15 protein-coding genes are annotated in these 20,279 nt (G+C 42.9%); 10 read left to right on the forward strand and 5 right to left on the reverse strand.

Annotated elements, in window-relative coordinates; all coding sequences use genetic code 11:
* Window positions 1-105: 105 nt before the first annotated feature.
* Together B3Q46_RS01380 and B3Q46_RS01385 are read right to left on the reverse strand one after the other, a co-directional pair.
* Window positions 106-714 (reverse strand): MarC family protein, encoded by a 609-nt coding sequence (locus tag B3Q46_RS01380; protein WP_005266373.1) that lies wholly within the window; start codon window positions 712-714, stop codon window positions 106-108.
* A gap of 28 nt (window positions 715-742) precedes the next feature.
* Window positions 743-2,779, reverse strand: a complete 2,037-nt coding sequence (locus tag B3Q46_RS01385) for a choline transporter (RefSeq protein WP_208462503.1) — start codon at window positions 2,777-2,779, stop codon at window positions 743-745.
* 271 nt (window positions 2,780-3,050) lie between these two features.
* On the opposite strand from B3Q46_RS01385, the gene betI reads away from it, so the two are divergent.
* The 5 genes from betI (at window position 3,051) to B3Q46_RS01410 (ending at window position 10,244) form a co-directional block, all read left to right on the forward strand.
* Entirely contained in the window at window positions 3,051-3,629 is a 579-nt protein-coding gene (gene betI, locus B3Q46_RS01390; protein WP_005235723.1) for a transcriptional regulator BetI, read from the forward strand.
* A gap of 21 nt (window positions 3,630-3,650) precedes the next feature.
* Window positions 3,651-5,126 (forward strand): betaine-aldehyde dehydrogenase, encoded by a 1,476-nt coding sequence (gene betB / locus B3Q46_RS01395; protein WP_208462502.1) that lies wholly within the window; start codon window positions 3,651-3,653, stop codon window positions 5,124-5,126.
* Window positions 5,127-5,136: 10 nt separating this feature from the next.
* Window positions 5,137-6,792 carry a choline dehydrogenase gene (gene betA / locus B3Q46_RS01400; protein WP_005235719.1) on the forward strand — a complete coding sequence of 552 codons (1,656 nt, stop codon included), beginning with the start codon at window positions 5,137-5,139 and terminating at the stop codon, window positions 6,790-6,792.
* A 127-nt stretch (window positions 6,793-6,919) separates the two neighbouring features.
* The gene (locus B3Q46_RS01405) at window positions 6,920-7,690 is read left to right on the forward strand and encodes a hypothetical protein (protein ID WP_286712930.1); all 771 of its coding nucleotides are present in this window, start codon (window positions 6,920-6,922) and stop codon (window positions 7,688-7,690) included.
* A 355-nt stretch (window positions 7,691-8,045) separates the two neighbouring features.
* Window positions 8,046-10,244, forward strand: a complete 2,199-nt coding sequence (locus B3Q46_RS01410; RefSeq protein WP_208462500.1) for an OsmC domain/YcaO domain-containing protein — start codon at window positions 8,046-8,048, stop codon at window positions 10,242-10,244.
* Between the two features lie 159 nt (window positions 10,245-10,403).
* Here B3Q46_RS01410 and B3Q46_RS01415 read toward each other — a convergent pair whose 3' ends face one another.
* On the reverse strand, window positions 10,404-11,240 hold the full coding sequence (locus B3Q46_RS01415) for an IclR family transcriptional regulator (protein ID WP_004785687.1): 837 nt from the start codon (window positions 11,238-11,240) through the stop codon (window positions 10,404-10,406).
* Between the two features lie 568 nt (window positions 11,241-11,808).
* Between B3Q46_RS01415 and B3Q46_RS01420 the strand changes: the two genes are divergently transcribed.
* The 5 genes from B3Q46_RS01420 (at window position 11,809) to B3Q46_RS01440 (ending at window position 17,079) form a co-directional block, all read left to right on the forward strand.
* A complete protein-coding gene (locus B3Q46_RS01420) occupies window positions 11,809-12,963 on the forward strand; it encodes an acyl-CoA dehydrogenase family protein (protein ID WP_034171043.1) in 1,155 nt (384 codons plus the stop codon).
* Window positions 12,964-12,995: 32 nt separating this feature from the next.
* Window positions 12,996-14,195, forward strand: a complete 1,200-nt coding sequence (locus tag B3Q46_RS01425; protein WP_208462499.1) for an acyl-CoA dehydrogenase — start codon at window positions 12,996-12,998, stop codon at window positions 14,193-14,195.
* A gap of 210 nt (window positions 14,196-14,405) precedes the next feature.
* Window positions 14,406-15,686 carry an MFS transporter gene (locus tag B3Q46_RS01430; protein WP_208462498.1) on the forward strand — a complete coding sequence of 427 codons (1,281 nt, stop codon included), beginning with the start codon at window positions 14,406-14,408 and terminating at the stop codon, window positions 15,684-15,686.
* A 50-nt stretch (window positions 15,687-15,736) separates the two neighbouring features.
* Window positions 15,737-16,405 carry a 3-oxoacid CoA-transferase subunit A gene (locus tag B3Q46_RS01435; protein WP_005235708.1) on the forward strand — a complete coding sequence of 223 codons (669 nt, stop codon included), beginning with the start codon at window positions 15,737-15,739 and terminating at the stop codon, window positions 16,403-16,405.
* A complete protein-coding gene (locus tag B3Q46_RS01440) occupies window positions 16,405-17,079 on the forward strand; it encodes a 3-oxoacid CoA-transferase subunit B (protein ID WP_208462497.1) in 675 nt (224 codons plus the stop codon). Before B3Q46_RS01435 ends, B3Q46_RS01440 begins: the two co-directional genes overlap by 1 nt.
* A gap of 532 nt (window positions 17,080-17,611) precedes the next feature.
* On the opposite strand, the gene B3Q46_RS01445 is transcribed toward B3Q46_RS01440, so the two are convergent.
* Both B3Q46_RS01445 and B3Q46_RS01450 read right to left on the reverse strand, forming a co-directional pair.
* Entirely contained in the window at window positions 17,612-18,811 is a 1,200-nt protein-coding gene (locus tag B3Q46_RS01445; protein WP_208462285.1) for an MFS transporter, read from the reverse strand.
* Window positions 18,812-18,828: 17 nt separating this feature from the next.
* Complete coding sequence (locus B3Q46_RS01450; RefSeq protein WP_208462286.1) at window positions 18,829-20,094, reverse strand: DcaP family trimeric outer membrane transporter; 1,266 nt, start codon at window positions 20,092-20,094, stop codon at window positions 18,829-18,831.
* Between the last annotated feature and the right edge of the window lie 185 nt (window positions 20,095-20,279).

Here is a 20,279-nt window from a genome sequence, read left to right on the forward strand (position 1 = left end):
CCCCCCGAATCAGACGTATGAGCAAACTAAACCCGAGCTAATTGCTTAAATCGGTTTGAAGTGGAATCCTGTCCTTCTATTTCAGGACAAGACACTTATATAAAACTAGCCTTCCAGAATTCCACTGACACCTGTCACAATCATATCAATGGCGATGGTTCCGATTAATAGTGCTGCGACACGACCAACGATATCGACATAAAGGTCAATATAATTAGAATATTTATGCTGTAAATGATCATGCAGGTATTTCATCAGAATTAGCAAGCTACAGGTCAGAAACAGGGTAAAGAAAATCACCAGAATGGTTTGCATTAAACTGAGCTGAATCCCGGTAATCACGGAAGCCGAAATGGTGCCGGGACCGATCATAAACGGCATGGCAATCGTACCCGCCAGATGACTGGGCGCTCCACGCATCACACCAATCGTATCAGCACCTTCAAAGACATAACGATAGCCAATCACCAGAAAAATAATACCGCCAAAAATCTGGAAGGACTCAAACCGTACATGCAAGACTTCATTAAAGAAGGCCTCACCGGTTTTTGCAAAAATGATGAACACAATAAAGCTGATCAGACTGCCCTGAATCAATGCCATGTTGAATACTTTTGCGTCGGAATTACGGATAATTCCGAGCATATAAATACTCATCAGAAAAGGGTTGAGCAGGGAGAAAAACAGGGCAAATGCATTCAAACTTTCTGACATCATTCAGTCCTTCCGTAGTTGAGATATCCTAGATTTCACGGTCCGGGAACAGCGGACGTTTACCCGGACTGATCCGGTTAATATGCAGATACATCATATGGCGTTCATATTTATCCAGGATGTCATTGATCACCTGTTCCTTACTATAACCGACCAGATCGTTGCCCTGAGAGCCTTCAAATAGATAACTTTCCAGACGATAGTAATAACGTTTGGTTCGTTTACCCCGTGAACTGAAATTTGGCGTGTCATAGCGTACCGGCCATATTTCATAGACAAAGTTTTCTTCTTCATCGAGCTGAATGGTCAGATCCAGGTGATACAGTTCAGGTTCTTCCTCAAGCGATTTTTCCTGAATATTTACTTGAATGCCTTTGTCAATTAACTCGGTTGCAACGGCCTCAATGGCTGGTTTGCAAACATTATCCAGCATGGTTCGGGTCTGGGACAGGCTTGGATGCAGCATGACCCGGCTCAGACGCTTCTTCCAGTTCAGGATATCCACATTACCGACCACAGGCGCAGCATTCAGACTGGTACTGGCCTGCCGAAAATCCTCCAGACGCAAGGACTTATACAGTCCGGCCATCACAAAGAAAATCACGAAACTAAAAGGCAGACCCATAATAATCGTGGTGTTCTGTAATGCTGTCACGCCATTCGCCATGAGCATTGCCAAAGTTAGCAAACCGATAGCAATGGCCCAGAACACACTGAGCCAGCGCGGTGAATCATGCTCAATATTAGTGAATTTAGTGGTGAAGTTCCCCAATACCAATGCCCCTGAATCCGCTGAAGTCACATAGAACAGCAAACCTGTAATGGTGGCGACACCTGCGAGAAATGTGAAACCTGGATACTGTGCCAGCAGATCATAAAAACCATGCGCTGGATTTTCTAAAACAGTTGTCGCAAGCTGAGTATTACCATCAAAAATCACACTGTATAAAGCACTGTTACCGAAAATAGACAACCAAGTGAGGGTAAATAACAGAGGAATAACCAAAGTCCCGGTGACAAATTCACGAATAGTACGACCACGGGAAATACGTGCCAGGAATAGACCGACAAAAGGTGACCAGGCAATCCACCATGCCCAGAAGAACAGGGTCCAGCTATTCATCCATTCTTTAGGCTGCTCAAAAGGAAAACTGCTTAAAGAGAGTTTCGGGAACTGGCTGAGATAATCACCAAAATTCTGAATTAGAGCCGCTAATAAAAACTCTGTATTTCCCATAAAGAGAATAAAGAGCAGCAACCCGATTGATACATAGATATTAATTTCAGACAGAACCCGAATACCTTTATTGACACCCGCAGTCACGGAAATAATAGTAATAACGACTGCAACACCAATTAATGCAGTTTGAATCCAGATATTTTCCGGCAAGCCAAACAGGACATGCAGACCGTAATTTAGCTGAACCACACCGATACCGCAGGTGGTGGCAATACCAAAAATCGTACCGAGTACTGCAGCGGTATCTACCGTATGGCCAATCGGGCCATTAATTCTTTTTCCAAAAATAGGATAAAGCGCAGAGCGAATTGTCAGTGGTAAATTATAGCGATAACTGAAATATCCCAACGCAACCCCAATCAGCGCGTACATGCTCCAGCCGGTCAGACCATAGTGAAACAGGGTCCAGACCATAGACTGACGCGCGGCTTCAAAGGTTTCAGCTTCACCGACTGGAGGACTCATATAATGAGACAAGGGTTCAGCGACCGAGAAGAACATCAAGTCAATCCCGATCCCGGCTGAGAACAACATGGCCGACCAGCTCAGCAGGCTGAATTCGGGTTTAGAATGTTTGGGACCAAGCTTGATTTCGCCATAACGTGAGCAGGCGATAAAGACAATAAAAACCAGATACAGCGTTGCCGCCAGCAGGTAATACCAGCTAAAGGTACGACTAACCCAGTTTAAAATATTAATAATGACTAGATTGGCTTGTTCATTAAATAAAATCGTGATGATAGAAAACAGCAGAATAAGCGTCGCCGAACAATAAAAGACTACCTTATTCAGACTATCTTGCACCTCTTCGTTTTTCTTTTGCATAAATCTCTGACCATCGTTTTTGTTGCCGGATGATCTACAGTGCAGTGTGATTTAAAAGCAAAAACTGGCCCTAAAGCTTCCTTGTTTTCGTGAATTACAAACTTTTGCAAATCCAAAACAAACTACGCTGTACATCAAGGGTGAGCTGGTACTATAATTTTTATTAATTGAACGTTCAATTAAAAAAGCGTTTATGAATTGTTACATCATTCAGTTATTTGCTTTAGCAGAGTGATTTTTTATTGCTACATCCGTTATTCAGGTTAGTCCTATGCCAAAAGTTGGTATGCAACCGATCCGTCGTCAGCAACTGATTGATGCCACCTTAGCTGCAGTCAATGAGCTAGGTTTTGCAGAAGCTTCAATTAGTCAGATTGCTCAGAGGGCAGGTGTCTCAACCGGCATCATAAGTCATTATTTTCAAGGTAAAAATGGGTTAATTGAAGCCACAATGCGTTACTTATTGCAGCAATTAGGTAAGTCTGTTGCTGAAATCAAGTCACAGGTGAATGACGCCCCTGAACAACGCTTACTGGCGATTGTGCGTGGCAATTTTACTGCTCCACAAACGGATAAAGCGGCCATGAAAGTATGGTTGGCTTTTTGGGCCAGCAGTTTGCATCAGCCCGATTTACATCGTTTACAGCAAATAAACCATTACCGCTTACATTCCAATCTTAAATATGAATTCATGAAAAAGCTGAGTAAGGATCAAGCTGAGAAGGCAGCACAAGGTCTGGCTGCACTCATTGATGGATTCTGGCTAAGAGGTGCTTTAGTAAGTGGCGAAATTGATCCAGAACTGCCGATTGAACTGTGTAGTGAATATATCCGGCAACAACTCAAATAACCAATCTGCGAGGGAATTCCATTGACAACACTCAAACTGCAACGTCCTTATATCCATGGACAATATGTCGATGCAACGTCCAATAGCACGTTTCAAACTATTAATCCTGCCACCGGTGAAGTCCTGGCTGAAGTGCAAGTCTGTTCAAAAAATGATATCGATCGTGCGGTTGAATCTGCACAGCAAGGGCAAAAAGTCTGGGCAGAAATGACCGCGATTCAACGTTCGCGCATCTTAAATAAGGCAGTGGCCATTTTACGCGAGCGCAACGATGAGCTGGCAAAATTAGAAAGCTTGGACAGCGGTAAAGCCTTTAGTGAAACCTCTACCGTTGATATTACAACAGGTGCAGATGTACTCGAATATTATGCGGGCATTTTACCGGTTCTTGAAGGCCAACAAATCCCGCTGAGAAGTAGCTCCTTTGTCTATACCCGCCGTGAACCTTTGGGTGTCGTCGCTGGAATTGGCGCATGGAATTATCCGATTCAGATCGCTTTATGGAAATCTGCACCGGCACTCGCTGCAGGCAATGCCATGATTTTCAAAGCCAGTGAAGTTACGCCTTTAACTGCGCTGAAACTGGCAGAAATTTATACCGAAGCCGGTGTACCGCATGGTGTCTTTAATGTGATTACCGGTAGTGGTGAAATTGGTGGTTATCTAACTTCGCATCCCGCTATTGCCAAAGTGTCTTTTACCGGTGGCGTTTCTACCGGTAAAAAAGTCATGGCGCAAGCTGCAAATTCTAGCCTGAAAGAAGTTACCATGGAGCTGGGCGGTAAGTCTCCGCTGATTATCTGTGAAGATGCCGATCTGGATCTGGCGGCTGATATTGCCATGATGGCCAACTTCTATAGCTCCGGTCAGGTGTGTACCAACGGTACTCGTGTATTTGTGCCTTTGGCATTGAAAGCAGCATTTGAAGAAAAGATTTTACAGCGTGTTGAACATATTCGTATGGGTGACCCTCTCGATCCTGAAACCAATTTCGGTCCGGTGTCCAGCTTTGAGCATATGGAAAAAGTGCTGGGCTATATTGAAAAAGGCAAGATAGAAGGGGCACGCCTATTATGTGGTGGCGGTCGTGCTGAGGATGAACAGTTTGTCCAAGGGGCTTATGTCCTGCCAACCGTATTTACCGACTGTCGTGATGACATGACCATTGTACGTGAAGAAATCTTTGGTCCAGTCATGAGCATTCTCAGTTATGACACTGAGCAAGAAGCGATTCGTCGTGCCAATGATACCGATTATGGTCTGGCTGCAGGTGTCGTCACACCAGACTTAGCCCGTGCACACCGAATTATTCATCAGGTAGAAGCGGGTATCTGCTGGATCAATACCTGGGGTGAATCGCCTGCAGAAATGCCTGTCGGTGGTTATAAACATTCCGGTGTTGGACGTGAAAATGGGCTTGTGACCTTGCAGCATTACACCCAGACCAAATCGGTTCAGGTCGAACTCAGTCCTTTCCAATCTGTATTTAGCGCATAAGGGGGATTTGATGAATTACGACTATATTATTATCGGTGCGGGCTCTGCGGGTAATGTTCTGGCAGCGCGTTTAACTGAAGATCCAGATACTAAGGTGCTATTACTTGAGGCAGGTGGCCCGGACTATCGTCTGGATTTTAGAACCCAGATGCCGGCTGCTTTAGCTTATCCTTTACAAGGACGCCGTTATAACTGGGCCTATCTGACCGATCCAGAACCCCACATGAACAATCGCCGTATGGAATGCGGCCGTGGTAAAGGTCTGGGCGGATCTTCACTGATTAATGGCATGTGCTATATCCGTGGTAATGCTATGGATCTGGAACAGTGGGCCAGCCTTAAAGGTCTGGAACACTGGAACTATGCGCAGTGTCTACCCTATTACAAAAAAGCTGAAACCCGCGATATTGGCGGCAATGACTATCATGGCGATTCAGGTCCGGTTTCAGTCGCAACACCTAAGAATGGTAATAATGAGCTGTTTCATGCCATGGTCGAAGCTGGAGTGCAGGCAGGTTATCCACGTACCGATGACTTGAATGGCTACCAACAGGAAGGCTTCGGGCCAATGGATCGTACTGTGACACCACAAGGTCGTCGCTCCAGTACGGCACGTGGTTATCTGGATATGGCCAAAGGCCGGGATAATCTCACCATTATTACCCATGCCATGACCAACCGAATTCTATTTAATCGCAATAAGGCGATTGGCGTAGAATATTTTGAAGGTCAAAATACCTTACAGCCGATTCAGGTCTTTGCGGATCGTGAAGTTCTACTATGTGCAGGTGCAATTGCATCTCCACAAATCCTGCAACGCTCTGGTGTAGGTCCGGCTGAATTGTTAAAAAGTCTGGATATTCCGGTGGTTCAGGACCTGCCGGGTGTGGGTGAAAACCTGCAAGACCATCTGGAAATGTACTTACAATATAAGTGCAAAAAACCGGTCAGCTTATACCCAGCATTAAAATGGTATAACCAGCCCATGATTGGCGCAGAATGGCTATTCTTAGGTAAAGGAATTGGTGCCAGCAACCAGTTTGAAGCCGGTGGCTTTATCCGTTCTTCGGATGAGTTCGAATGGCCAAACATCCAGTATCACTTCCTGCCAGTGGCGATCAATTACAATGGAACTAATGCTATCCATGAGCACGGCTTCCAGGCCCATGTCGGTTCTATGCGTTCACCATCTCGTGGTCGAGTCCGTCTGAAATCCAAAGATCCGTTCGAGCATCCAAGTATTCTGTTCAACTATATGAGTACCGAACAGGACTGGCGTGAATTCCGGGATGCCATCCGCATTACCCGTGAAATTATGCATCAGCCCGCCCTGGATCCATATCGTGGTGAAGAAATCAGTCCGGGCAAAAATCTACAAACTGATGCAGAAATTGATGAATTTGTTCGTAATCATGCAGAAACAGCGTATCATCCGTCCTGTAGCTGTAAAATGGGTGAGGATGATATGGCCGTTGTCGATGGTTATGGGCGTGTGCATGAGATGCAAGGTCTGCGTGTCATCGATGCTTCAATTATGCCGCTCATTATTACAGGCAACCTCAATGCAACCACGATCATGATGGCTGAAAAGCTTGCAGATCATATCCGTGGCAAGCAGGCATTACCTGCTTCTACAGCGCCTTTCTACCGGGCCCCACGCGCTTAAGTCATGGCTATATTCCTGTTGCTTGTTGCATCAAGGAATATAGCGGAATTTATTTTTACCCAAAGCTGGATAAGGCTGTAATCGGTTTCAGTGTTATCCATTCTTTGCTTAATATAATTTATATTTTATGAGAATTTTCAAACAAACAGTCATTTTCGGCTGTGCTGCTGTTTCTAGTGTTTATTGTTTTGCAGAGGATGCGGAAGCAAAAAAAATTGAAACCAGTGGAAACATCAGTGTAGTTTCTAAATACATCTCCCGTGGTCTGACCAATGCACCAGAAAATGATGATGTTGCCTTACAGGCAGCACTGAATCTGGCTTATGGTAATTTTTATGTCGGTTACTGGGGCTCAACCTTAGGGTATTCCTATCCGGAACTGGAAGGCAAGAAATCACATCGTCGTGATAAATTCGAACATGATTTTATCGTGGGCTATAACTATAGCAGTAAAAACTACGACTGGAATTTTTGGGATGCGACCTATTATTATCCGGGTGGCAGCCATACCACTTCAAATGAATTAGGTTTGAATGTAAGTCGTGCACTAAACGACAAGACCAGCGTTACAGCAGGTGTGTCGACCTATTTATATGATGTGGCCTATGCCAATCAGGGTGATACTTTTTATACCTTGGATTTAACCCATCAGCTTAATGACAAGCTGGGTGCGCATGTCGGTGCAGCGGGTGGTTATTTTAATGATGAAGGCAAATATGAAGGTAATGAGCTGGGCAACACTACCAAACAGCATGCTTTCCGTTATGCAACTGCCGGATTGAGTTATGAAGTTGCGCCGAAGTTGACCTTATCTGGTGATTATATCTTTGGTGGTTATGACCGTTTTAGTGATAAACAGCGCGATCTCGCTATGTTTGCTATTGGCTATGATTTTTAATTTGGATCTTGATCTGATTTAAAAAACGCATTTCCCAGTCCATAAAATCCAGCCGGGAACAGCAAGTATTAATAAAAACAGTCTGTTCCCGGCTTAAAGCCAGATTTTCTGAATATTTAATTAACAGATATTTTGATAAATCTGCAGGAAATTCGAGCAAACATTATCAATTTCATAAAATGATTCTATAATAGCGCCCATTCTTACTCGAGCTTATCCTGAAACTAACTGGTTGAAGGTTTAACCCGGGTTATTATTATTTTTGAGTCAAATTCTCCTCCGTGATTCGGCTTGTATATTCAGATTTAGCATCTTATCTGTCCGTGGTGGCACATAAGAATATTTAGGTATCCACATGGAAATTAAGGTCAATTATCTCGATAATCTTCGTCAGGAAGCCAAGTTCGATGACTTCACGGTAATCGCCGATCAGCCGATCCGCTATAAAGGTGATGGTTCTGCGCCAGGTCCATTTGATTATTTTCTGGCATCTTCTGCGTTGTGTGCAGCTTATTTTGTTAAAGTTTATTGTGCAGCGCGTGACATTCCAACCGACAATATCCGTCTGTCTCAAAACAATATCGTCGATCCTGAAAACCGCTACAAACAGATTTTTAAAATTCAGGTCGAGCTACCGGCTGATATCTCTGAAAAAGACCGTCAGGGGATTTTGCGTTCGATCGACCGCTGTACCGTCAAAAAAGTGATTCAGACTGGTCCTGAATTTGTTATTGAAGAAGTTGAGAGCATTGATGCCGATGCGCAGGCTTTGTTGATGCCAAATCTGGCTTCAGACAGCCTAACCTGTATTCCGGGTAAAGACTTACCACTTGAAGAAACTATTACCAATATGTCTGCGATTCTGGCAGGCCTCGGCATGAAAATTGAAATTGCGTCTTGGCGTAATATCGTACCGAATGTCTGGTCGCTGCATATTCGTGATGCCCAGTCACCGATGTGCTTTACCAATGGTAAAGGTTCAACCAAAGAAAGTGCGCTGGCATCTGCACTGGGTGAATTTATCGAGCGTCTGAACTGTAACTTCTTCTATAATGACCAGTTTTGGGGTGAAGATATTGCCAATGCAGAATTTGTGCATTATCCGGATGAAAAATGGTTCCAGCCGGGTCCAAATGGTGAGTTGCCAGCAGAAGTTTTAGATGAACATACCCGTGAAATTTATGATCCTGAAGATGAGTTACTAGGTACTCATCTTTATGATACTAACTCGGGCAATAAAGCACGTGGTATCTGTTCATTGCCATTTGTACGTCAGTCTGATGGTGAAACTGTATATTTCCCATCGAATCTGATTGAAAACCTGTATCTCAGTAATGGGATGAGCGCGGGCAATACCTTAGCTGAAGCTCAAGTACAATGTCTGTCTGAGATTTTCGAACGTGCGGTTAAACGTGAAATTCTGGAAGGTGAGCTGGCACTGCCGGATGTACCTGAACACATACTGGCAAAATATCCGAAAATTATTGAAGGTATTAAAGGCTTAGAAGAGCAAGGCTTCCCAGTACTGGTCAAAGATGCCTCTTTGGGCGGTCAGTTCCCGGTGATGTGCGTGACCTTGATGAACCCGCGTACGGGTGGTGTCTTTGCCTCATTCGGTGCACATCCAAACTTTGAAGTGGCTTTAGAGCGCAGTCTGACTGAACTGTTACAAGGTCGTAGTTTTGAAGGCCTGAATGATCTGCCAAAACCAACCTTCAGTTCAAATGCAGTCACTGAACCGAATAACTTCGTTGAGCACTTTATTGATTCAAGTGGTGTCGTATCTTGGCGTTTCTTCAGCGCAAAATCTGACTATGATTTTGTTGAGTGGGATTTCACCAATAATGGTCAAAACTCAAATGTCGATGAAGCGCAGGAATTGTTTACCATTCTTGAAGAGATGGGTCACGAAGTTTATATGGCGGTGTATCAGCATTTAGGGGCAACAGCTTGCCGTATTCTGGTACCGGGCTATTCAGAAATTTATCTGGTGGAAGATCTGGTTTGGGACAATACCAATAAGGCGCTGTTATATCGTGAAGATATTCTGAACCTGCATCGTCTGGATGATGAACAGCTAGAAGCTCTGGTTGAACGTCTGGAAGAAGTGGATGAAGACGATTATACCGAGATCCGTACCCTGATCGGGATTGAGTTTGACGAAAATACTGAATGGGGTCAGTTGACCATTCTGGAACTAAAACTCCTGATCTATCTGGCTTTACAGCAATTTGAAGAAGCTAAAGATCTGGTCGAGCAGTTCCTGCAATACAATACGAATACCGTTGAACGTGGCCTGTTCTATCAATGCATGAATGTAGTGCTTGAAGTCATTCTGGACGATGAAATGGAACTGGAAGACTATGAACACAACTTCCGCCGTATGTTTGGCGATGCCCGTATGCATGCAGTCCTCGGTTCACTAGAAGGTACAGTACGTTTCTACGGTTTAGCTGAAACCAATATGCAGCTTGAAGGTCTGGATCGTCATCTACGTTTAATTGATAGCTACAAGAAACTGCATGCAGCGCGTGCCAAGTTTGTAGCACAATAAGCTGAGATCATCAGCCAAATTTGCTGGTCATTAGATCTTTAAAAAAATAGCCCATCTTAGAATGGGCTATTTTTTATATTGCTCTAACATTTTGCGAGTGTTTTAAAAAAGAAAAATAAAGGGCGATCATTGCCGCCCATTTAAATCTTAAATAACAGCTTAAATATTATTTAAAGTCAGAGAAATGTTATTGACCATATGAATTAGACGAGGACCGATTTCATTTTCCAGTTTTTCCTGATTGAGCAGATAGGTTGGTGCGCCGCAGTTAAAAGTCAAAATACCATGTTTAGGATGAATCAATGGCACTGCAACAGAGTTCACATCTTTGGCCCAATCACCGAGAGATAAGCAATAGCCATAATCCTGATAATCACGAATAGCACGTTCTAAATTACGCTTAATGGTTGGCCACTGATCTTCATTTCTTTTCTTGATGGCATCAAATAGATACTCACGTTCTTTAACTTCCATCGCAGCCAGGCAGGCACGGCCCATCGCACTACTATGAATAGGCAGGGTAGAGCCAACTGGACGACGCATGGTCAAAGTAGACTCTGTGTGAACGACTTCCAAATAAATCATGCTCAGACGATCACGGGTTGCCATGGCGACAGGCGCTTGCGCATAACGTGACATTTCTTCCATAAATGGATATGCCTGTGTACGTGCCGAAATATTGCTTAGCGCCGCATAACCCAGAGCCAATACACCAACGTCCAACAGGTATTTGGTCGTATTCGGTAACTGTTTTAGATAACCTAAAGAAACCAACGTGCTGGTGATCCGGGCAACAGTCGGTTTTGGCAGATTAGTTAGCTGTGCAATTTCCTGGTTGCCCAGTAATTGATTCGTTGCGGAAAAACATCTGAGAATTTCTAAACCACGTGCAATAGACGCGATAAATTGTGGGTTATTTTCTCTATGAATATGTGAAATCGGATCTAAACGGATCTCATCAAAATTAGGTATTTCGCCAGTTTTATTTTTTGTCATGGTCAGAGCAATTAAAGGTAAATTAATAAATATGATAGCAATTAAATTTCACGATACAAAATAAAACACTTCTATTAGTGATAAAAATAAATAAAAAAGTGCTCACTTTATCTGTATTTAAGTTAATTAGCGCTATTCAGCTAAAAACCATGCAGAATCTATAGGTTTTTGAGACCTGTAATGATTTTTAAGTATCTTTAGAAAATTTAAAGTTCACCAGATAAAATTTCAGGAAAATGGAGCCAATCAAAACGAGAATCATCAGCACGATTTAATTGAAACATTCTTATCTCGCTGCACTTTTATAGAATCAATTATGACCTGATTCAAATCATCTAACTCTTTTCTAAATCTACCAACAATCTAAAAATTTCGCATTGTGAAATAAAATTCTAACTAAAATTTTTAATTAAAGCTAGAAAAATTTGCTTTTTGGCTTAAAAAATAAAATTTTTAATAATTTTTCTTGCTCAAAATGAATTTTTATGATTATTTATTTCGTATTACGAAACTAAAATTAAAGGGTAAAGGAATTTACCCAGATGAACTAAATAACATGGAGATCCCTATGATTCGCGATCCGGAAATGCTTGAGCAACTTCTTTCGACTATTCGTAACTTTGTCAAAAATGAACTAGTTCCTTTAGAACATGAAGTTGAAGAAAGCAACGCGATTCCTGAGCGTATTGTCGAGCAGATGAAAGAATTAGGTCTGTTTGGCCTAACCATTCCAGAGGAATACGGCGGTTTAGGTATCACTATGGAAGAGGAAATTCTGGTCGCAATGGAATTAGGCCGTACATCAGCTGCATTCCGTTCTTTGATTGGAACCAATAACGGGATCGGTTCAAGCGGGATCGTGATTGACGGTACTGAAGAGCAAAAACAGAAATACCTGCCACGTTATGCGACTGGTGAAATCATTGGTTCATTCTGTTTAACTGAGCCGGATTCAGGTTCAGATGCAGCATCTTTAAAAACCAGCGCGGTTAAAGATGGCGATTACTATATTTTAAACGGTACCAAACGTTTTATTACCAATGCACCGCGTGCAACGACATTTACGGTGATGGCGCGTACCAATCCTGATATCAAAGGTGCAAGCGGCATTTCTGCATTCCTGGTAGAAGCGAATACACCGGGCCTAAGTCTGGGCAAAATTGATAAAAAAATGGGTCAACACGGTTCATACACTTGTGACGTGATTTTTGACAACTGTAAGGTTCATAAAGATCAGTTGATCGGTGGTGTTGAAGGCATTGGCTTCAAAACTGCAATGCGTGTCCTGGATAAAGGCCGTCTACATATTGCTGGCTATAGCGTTGGTATGGCAGAGCGTATGCTGGAAGATGCTTTAAATTATGCAGTTGAACGTAAACAGTTCGGTCAACCGATTGCGAATTTCCAGCTCATCCAAGGCATGCTGGCAGACTCTAAAGCTGAAATTTATGCAGCGAAATGTATGGTTCTAGATGCTGCTCGCCTGCGTGACGAAGGCAAGAATGTGACTACTGAATCTTCATGCGCGAAAATGTTTGCGACTGAAATGTGTGGCCGTGTAGCGGATCGCTGTCTGCAAATTCATGGTGGCGCGGGCTATATCAGTGAATATTCAATTGAACGTTTCTACCGTGATGTGCGTTTGTTCCGTCTGTATGAAGGTACAACTCAAATCCAGCAAATCATCATCGCACGTGAAATGATTAAACAAGCGACCGCGTAAGCAGCAGATTTTAGAATATTGGAAATATTAAAATGAGCACAAGAATTAGATTTGACTGGCAAGATCCATTTTTACTGGAACAGCAACTGACTGAAGAAGAACGCATGATCCGTGACAGCGCGCATGCGTACTGTCAGGATAAGCTGATGCCGCGTGTACTAGAACAGTTCCGCCATGAAAAAACTGATCCCACTATTTTCCGTGAAATGGGTGAACTCGGTCTGCTGGGTCCAACCATTCCTGAGCAATACGGCGGTGCCGGCTTAAATTATGTCAGCTATGGTCTGATTGCCCGTGAAGTAGAACGTGTGGATTCAGGTTATCGTTCTATGGCCAGTGTGCAAAGTTCTCTTGTGATGGTGCCAATCAATGAATTTGGTTCTGAAGAACAGAAACAGAAATATTTGCCAAAACTGGCGACCGGTGAATATATCGGCTGTTTCGGTCTGACTGAGCCTGATCACGGTTCTGACCCAGGTAGCATGATTACTCGTGCCAAAAAAATCGATGGTGGTTACCGTCTGACGGGCGCCAAAATGTGGATTACCAACAGTCCGATTGCTGATGTATTTGTAGTATGGGCGAAAGAAGTGTCTCCTGAAGGCAATGTCGGTGATATTCGTGGCTTTATCTTAGAAAAAGGTTGGGAAGGGCTTTCTGCACCTGCGATTCACGGTAAAGTTGGCTTACGTGCTTCGATCACCGGTGAAATCGTGATGGACAATGTTTTCGTTCCAGAAGAAAACGCATTCCCGGAAATTCGTGGTCTAAAAGGTCCATTTACCTGTCTGAACAGTGCCCGCTATGGCATTGCCTGGGGTGCAATGGGTGCAGCTGAATTCTGCTGGCACACTGCTCACCAGTACACCATGGATCGTAAACAATTTGGCCGTCCATTGGCTGCGAATCAGCTAATCCAGAAAAAACTGGCAGACATGCAAACTGAAATTGCATTAGGTCTACAAGTGGCTTTACGTTTTGGCCGCATGAAAGATGAAGGTATCGCTTCAGTAGAAGGTACGTCCCTGATCAAGCGTAATAACTGTGGTAAAGCTTTAGACATTGCCCGTTTAGCGCGTGACATGATGGGCGGAAACGGGATCTCTGATGAATTCGGTGTAGCTCGTCATCTGGTGAATCTGGAAGTGGTGAACACTTATGAAGGTACGCACGATGTACATGCGTTGATTCTAGGTCGTGCTCAAACAGGTATTGCTGCATTCTCCAACTAAATGCAGATCAACTTCTAGCCAGCAATGCTGGCTAGTTTGTTTTGGCTGACTTCAATTGAAGTCAGATAATCCAGTTCTGGGATGGTTTTTTAAAATCTAGTCAGTTTCAGAATTAGAGATCAATCAAACATTCTATGTTTCATTTAATTAATTAGGTGAAACATAAACTTCTAAAAGGCACAGGAGTGCCAGCAAAGTGTAAAGGACATTATGAATACGCTTAATTCACAACAAAACCTTTTACCAGAAGAAAATATGCCTAAGAAAAAGGTCTGGATTCTGGCTTTTGTCTTTTCATTTTTAGCGTTATTGGTAGATGGTGCAGATCTTGCACTATTAGCCTATAGTCTAACCAGCCTCAAACAAGAATTTTCTTTAAGTAGTATTCAGGCAGGTGCACTCGGTAGCTGGACACTTGCTGGTATGGCAATCGGTGGCTTTTTTGGTGGCTGGGCTTGTGACCGCTTCGGGCGAGTTCGGGTGATTGTTGTTGCGATCGCTTTATTCTCTTCATTAACCTTCTGGCTAGGCTTCACTCAAAGCTATGAAGAATTCAAATGGTTGCGATTCTTTTCAGCAATTGGCTTAGGCGCCCTCTATATTGCCTGTAATACTCTAATGGCAGAGTATGTGCCAACAAAATATCGTTCTACAGTACTTGCTGCTTTAATGACAGGCTGGACACTTGGTTCAGTCGTTGCCACTGTACTTGCAGGATGGCTGCTTCCAGAACTAGGCTGGCGTTACCTTTACTATATTGCCATTGTTCCGATTGTTCTTGCCATTGGCATGTTCTTCCTGGTACCAGAACCACAAGCCTGGTTAAAGGCACGTCAAGAGAGACTGGCAGCCAAAGCCAGTGGCGTGGTGCAGGAAAAACCGAAGAATACGTTTAAAATGATCTTTGCCGATGCTTTAAGCCGTCGCATGTTCATCCTCTGGTCGTTCAGTACCGCATTTTTACAGTTTGGTTATTACGGTGTAAGTAACTGGTTACCGGCTTATCTGGAATCAGATCTCGGTATTAAATTTAAAGAAATGACCACCTATATGATTGGGACCTTCCTGATCATGATGTGTACCAAAGTGATCGCGGGCATTATTGCGGATAAAATTGGTCGTCGTGCAGTATTTGCTTTCGGTACCATGGGCACCGCAATCTTTATTCCCATCATTGTCTTTGGTAATACACCAGACAACATCTTATGGCTGATGCTGTTTTTCGGATTCCTTTACGGTATTCCATATGGCATTAACGCGACTTATATGACAGAAAGTTTCTCTACCAAAGTCCGTGGTACAGCTACAGGTGGCGCTTATAACATTGGCCGTCTAGGCGCAGTATTGGCACCTTTAACCATCGGTTATTTTGCGCAAGGTGGCTCAATTGGTACAGGTCTACTTATCATGAGTGTAGCTTATTTTATTTGTGGTTTGATCCCAGCGATTTTCATTAAAAACCGTTTATTTGACCCACAAAAAGCTGACTAATTGATTAATCAAATATTTATAAAGACAGGAAGATGCTAGGAAGCAATTAAATGAATAAAATCACACAGGATATCGAAACTATACTCAAGCAGATTCCAGATGGTGCGCATATTATGACTAGTGGCTTCGGTCTGGCAGGACAGCCAATTGAACTGATTGAAGCTTTGATTGATATTGGTCCTAAAGATCTGACTATTATTAATAATAATGCTGCTTCTGGTGACCGTGGTCTAACCAACCTGTTATTGTCAGGACTGGTGAAAAAAATGATCTGTTCATTTCCTCGTGCCAATAATTCCAAGGTGTTTGAAGAGCTGTATAAAGCTGGAAAAGTAGAGTTAGAACTGGTGCCACAAGGCAACTTGGCTTGCCGTATTCAGGCAGCGGGTGCAGGTCTGGGCGCTATTTTTACACCTACAGGATACGGCACTAAGATTGCTGAAGGCAAAGAAACCCGCCATATCAATGGCAAGGACTATGTACTGGAATATCCAATTCATGCGGACTATGCCTTGGTTTATGGTAATCAGGCTGATCAATGGGGCAACTTGACCTACCGTAAAGCAGCGCGAAACTTTGGCCCGTTAATGGCAAAAGCAGCCAAAACCACGATTGCCCAAGTGCATGAAATTGTAGAACTAGGCGAGCTTGATCCAGAGATCATCGTAACGCCGGGTATTTTTGTGCAGCATGTGGTGAAGGTAGGAGATATCAAATAATGACAATTCAAAAACGTACACGCGAACAGATTGTAGAAAAAGTTGCACAGGATATTCCGACCGGTTCTTATGTGAATTTAGGCATTGGCTTACCAACACGCGTTACTGGTTATTTAAAACCTGAACAGGATATTGTCCTGCATTCTGAAAATGGTGTTCTGGGTTTTACCGCTTTAACTGATTCTGGACAGGCTGATGATGATCTGATTAATGCTGGTAAAGAACTGGTCAGCATGCTCGATGGCGGCAGTTTTATGAACTCTGCGGATTCCTTCGATATTATGCGTGGCGGCCATTTAGATTTCTGTATTATGGGCGCCTTTCAGGTTGCCGTTAATGGTGATCTCGCTAACTGGCATACCGGTGCACTGGATGCGGTTCCAGCAGTGGGTGGTGCCATGGATCTGGCGGTTGGTGCTCGCTGTGTCTATGTTTGCATGGAACATGTCACTAAAAATGGCGAACCACGAATTGTGGAAGAGCTGACTTATCCAATTACTGGTAAAAACTGCGTTGACCGCATTTATACCGATTTGTGCATTATTGAACTCAAAGATAATCAGGCTTGGGTGCTAGAAATGGTGGATGGCTTGAGTTTCGAAGAACTTCAGCAACAGACAGGTTGCAAGTTACTTGATGGCCGTGCAGCTGCACAGTTAAAAGCATCCGTATAATAATTCTATCAATCATTTAAACATGATTAGAAATCGCAGCTTAGGCTGCGATTTTTTTATGTGTTGTATTTTTTGCGCTAAGTTATGCATTCTAAAAGTGGACATTTCTACTTAGGAATAACATATTTTTATTTATCTTTATAAATCATAGTCTTACCCTATAAAAAAGCCCAACCATCTCAGATTGGGCTTTTTTTATAATTTTTCATGTTTCACGTTCAATGAATAAGCAATGTTCCACGGTTTTATGTAGTCTCATTTAACTATAAACGGAAAAAATGTCCCGATGCAATAAGAATAAATATCCAAGTAATTATGGTTTAGTAACATTCTCTATTTAAGTGTTAAGTGAAAAAAGAATTCAATACTTGACCTGAAAATGATGCTGGCAGGAGCCGAGTTCTTTTTAAACTGGGGAGCAGTTCTAAATTTCACAGCAAAGAATTCAAAATATAAATGCAGAGATAATGTGTCATGTACTGCGCACCCAATCTTATATTCTATGAGTGCACAATGTATGAGTCTAAATCGATTAGGATTGGGACTGAATATTGACCAGATTGCGTTCGCGGCTTAAGTCATAGCGGTTAATACTAAATATGAGCAGGGCAAAGATAAATCCTAATGCGACACAGGCTGACCAACTATACATTTTCCATAAATGTAGTGACAAAAACGCGCCCAGACCGGCACCTGAAAAATAACAGGTCATATAGATTGCATTAATACGGGAACGGGCTTGTACCGAGATTCGATATACCAGATTCTGATTTAACACATGCAGTGAAGAAATCCCAAAATAAGCGGGAATTAATCCAATGATATACACCCATAAATAGCTTTGCGCAAAAAATAACGGAATCCAGGCCAGAATTAAACCCGTGGTAGCAAGTTGTGCAACCCATTTTTCCCGATGTCGACCAATCATTTTACCGGTCCATTGTGATGACCAGATGCCAACCACACCAACAATACCCATTAACCCAATCTGGAAATCATTAAAATGATAGGGTGCTTCCGCCAGTACAAAAGTCATGGTGGTAAAAATAATACTCAGCATACCAAAGCCCAAACCACCAATGATGCTACGTCGGATCAGCATGGGTTCGGTTTTGGCAAAGGTAAATAGTGAGCGATAAATCTGTAAGATACTCATTTGTAATTGGCTCTTCGCTTTAGGTAACTGATACCACATAGCGATACTGAGCAAGAGAATAGAACAGCCACTCAAAAGGTAGACTGCATGCCAGGACCATAGGGTAGAAATCAGTCCTGATACAGTCCGGGCAAACAGAATACCGACCAGTACGCCACTCATCAGCAGACCAACCACTTCAGCACTTTTTTCTCGTTGAGAAAGGTTGGCAGCAAAAGGAATCAGAATCTGGGTGGTAATCGAACAAAAAGAAGCGAGCAGGGTAAAACCATACAGCATATGCAGGTTGGTACTGGCAGAAAGTCCGATTAGCGCCAGTCCGGTACATAGCATGAGGCTGCAAATATAGAGGCGTTTTTCAAACAAATCGCCTAAAGGCACAAACAAGAATAACCCAGTAGCATAACCAATCTGGGTTAAAACGACAGTCCAGCCAGACTCAGCCACACTGATATGCAGATCTTCTGCGATAGAATAAATTAATGGCTGGTTAAAATAGTTACAACCCGCGCAGAGTGCGCAGGTCATGGCCATCATAAACATAAATTTTCGTGAAATTTGCCCTTGGGCTGACATCCTTGTCTCCTAAGGCTTTAGAAACTATAAGTCGCTGATAAATTCACACGAGAAACATCCGCTTCTCGATTATCAAAAGTTTCACGTTTGCCGTGGTGATATTCTGCGCCCAGATTAACCTTTGGAACTGGAGAATAAATCACGTTAGCCACATAGTCAGTTAAACGTTTATTGGTTTCAGGATTCGCGCGTGCATAGTCGCTGGAATCATCAAAATCTACCACGCTGGCATTAATGCTACTACGTAGTTTTGGCGTAAATTTATGCGTAAAGCCGATATTTAAACTATTAAACTCATTGAGTAAAAGTTCGTTATTGATTGGATCGACTGAATAATCTCCACCCCAAGCAGCACCATCGGTTGTTGAACCTTGAGTCAAGAAAGCTGCAATACGCTGGTCACCGACCATATGGAAATAGTTACCCTGGATCGAGTTTTGATCATTGAGATGATAACGTCCACCAAGACCTACACCCCAACCAACTTTTTCAATATCACCTGTATCAGTTTGCGCCTGCTTTTGATTGACAAAGCCTTGAGCTAATAAATGCAGCGGACCTGATTGATGAATATATTTAGTGGTTAAAGCAGGCAAGGCAGAAGAGCGATCGCCACCAGCCATATACTCTAGACCAACATTCCAAGTATTTTCCGGATCAAGTTTGAAAGCATAGCTGACTTGAGGCGTACGTAGGACCGATCCACCCAGTAATAAGCTGTAATCGACAGCTTCAGTACTAATTTCTGGTGTCGACATTAATGACCAGGCCTGACCAAAAGTCCAGTTATAGTATTTTAAATGTGCATGACGGATACGTAGTCCACCATCGCCTTTACCATTATTGGTCCAGAAGTCAGCTTCTAAACGTGCAGAAACATTTGGATTTCCACCCAAGTCTTTAGCCAGGAAACCAATTCGGCTGGCAGCAGCAGTAAAATCTGAACGGGTAGAGTCAGGTTCAGTAAAAGGCACTTTATTAATCTGGTTAATAGTACGGCCACGAGCTTCAGGGGTACTTTTGAAATCAACTGCGCCATCAAAGCGAATCAATCCATAAACATCGACATTATCCACCATCGAACTCAGCGTTTTAGAGTCTTGTGCTTTGGCTTCTTCTTGCTGGTTCTTTAACGCAAGTTGCGCGGCTTTCTGCTGTTCTAGTTCGGCTTGGATTTGCTTTAACTGTGATTCTAAAAACTGCATCCGGTCTTCTGACGCTTCTGCTGAAAATGCCTGTGCTGAAGCAATACCACATAATGTTGCTAAAACTAATTTTTTCATTTCTTAATCCCTAAAGAAATTTTCTGATATCTAAGAAGGAAAATCTTTCCTTGTCGTTGCTCTCATTGCTAAATGCAGAGATGCTGACTTTTGAATAATGAATACGAATCTCGTTCAACCAAGAAACATCCTGTTCAGGTCAAAGGGTATGTATTCGATATTTAAAGTGGCGGATTCAAGCAGCA

The sequence above is a fragment of the Acinetobacter sp. UBA2581 genome (genome assembly GCF_002339435.1).
GTDB classification, from domain to species: Bacteria; Pseudomonadota; Gammaproteobacteria; order Pseudomonadales; family Moraxellaceae; genus Acinetobacter; species Acinetobacter variabilis.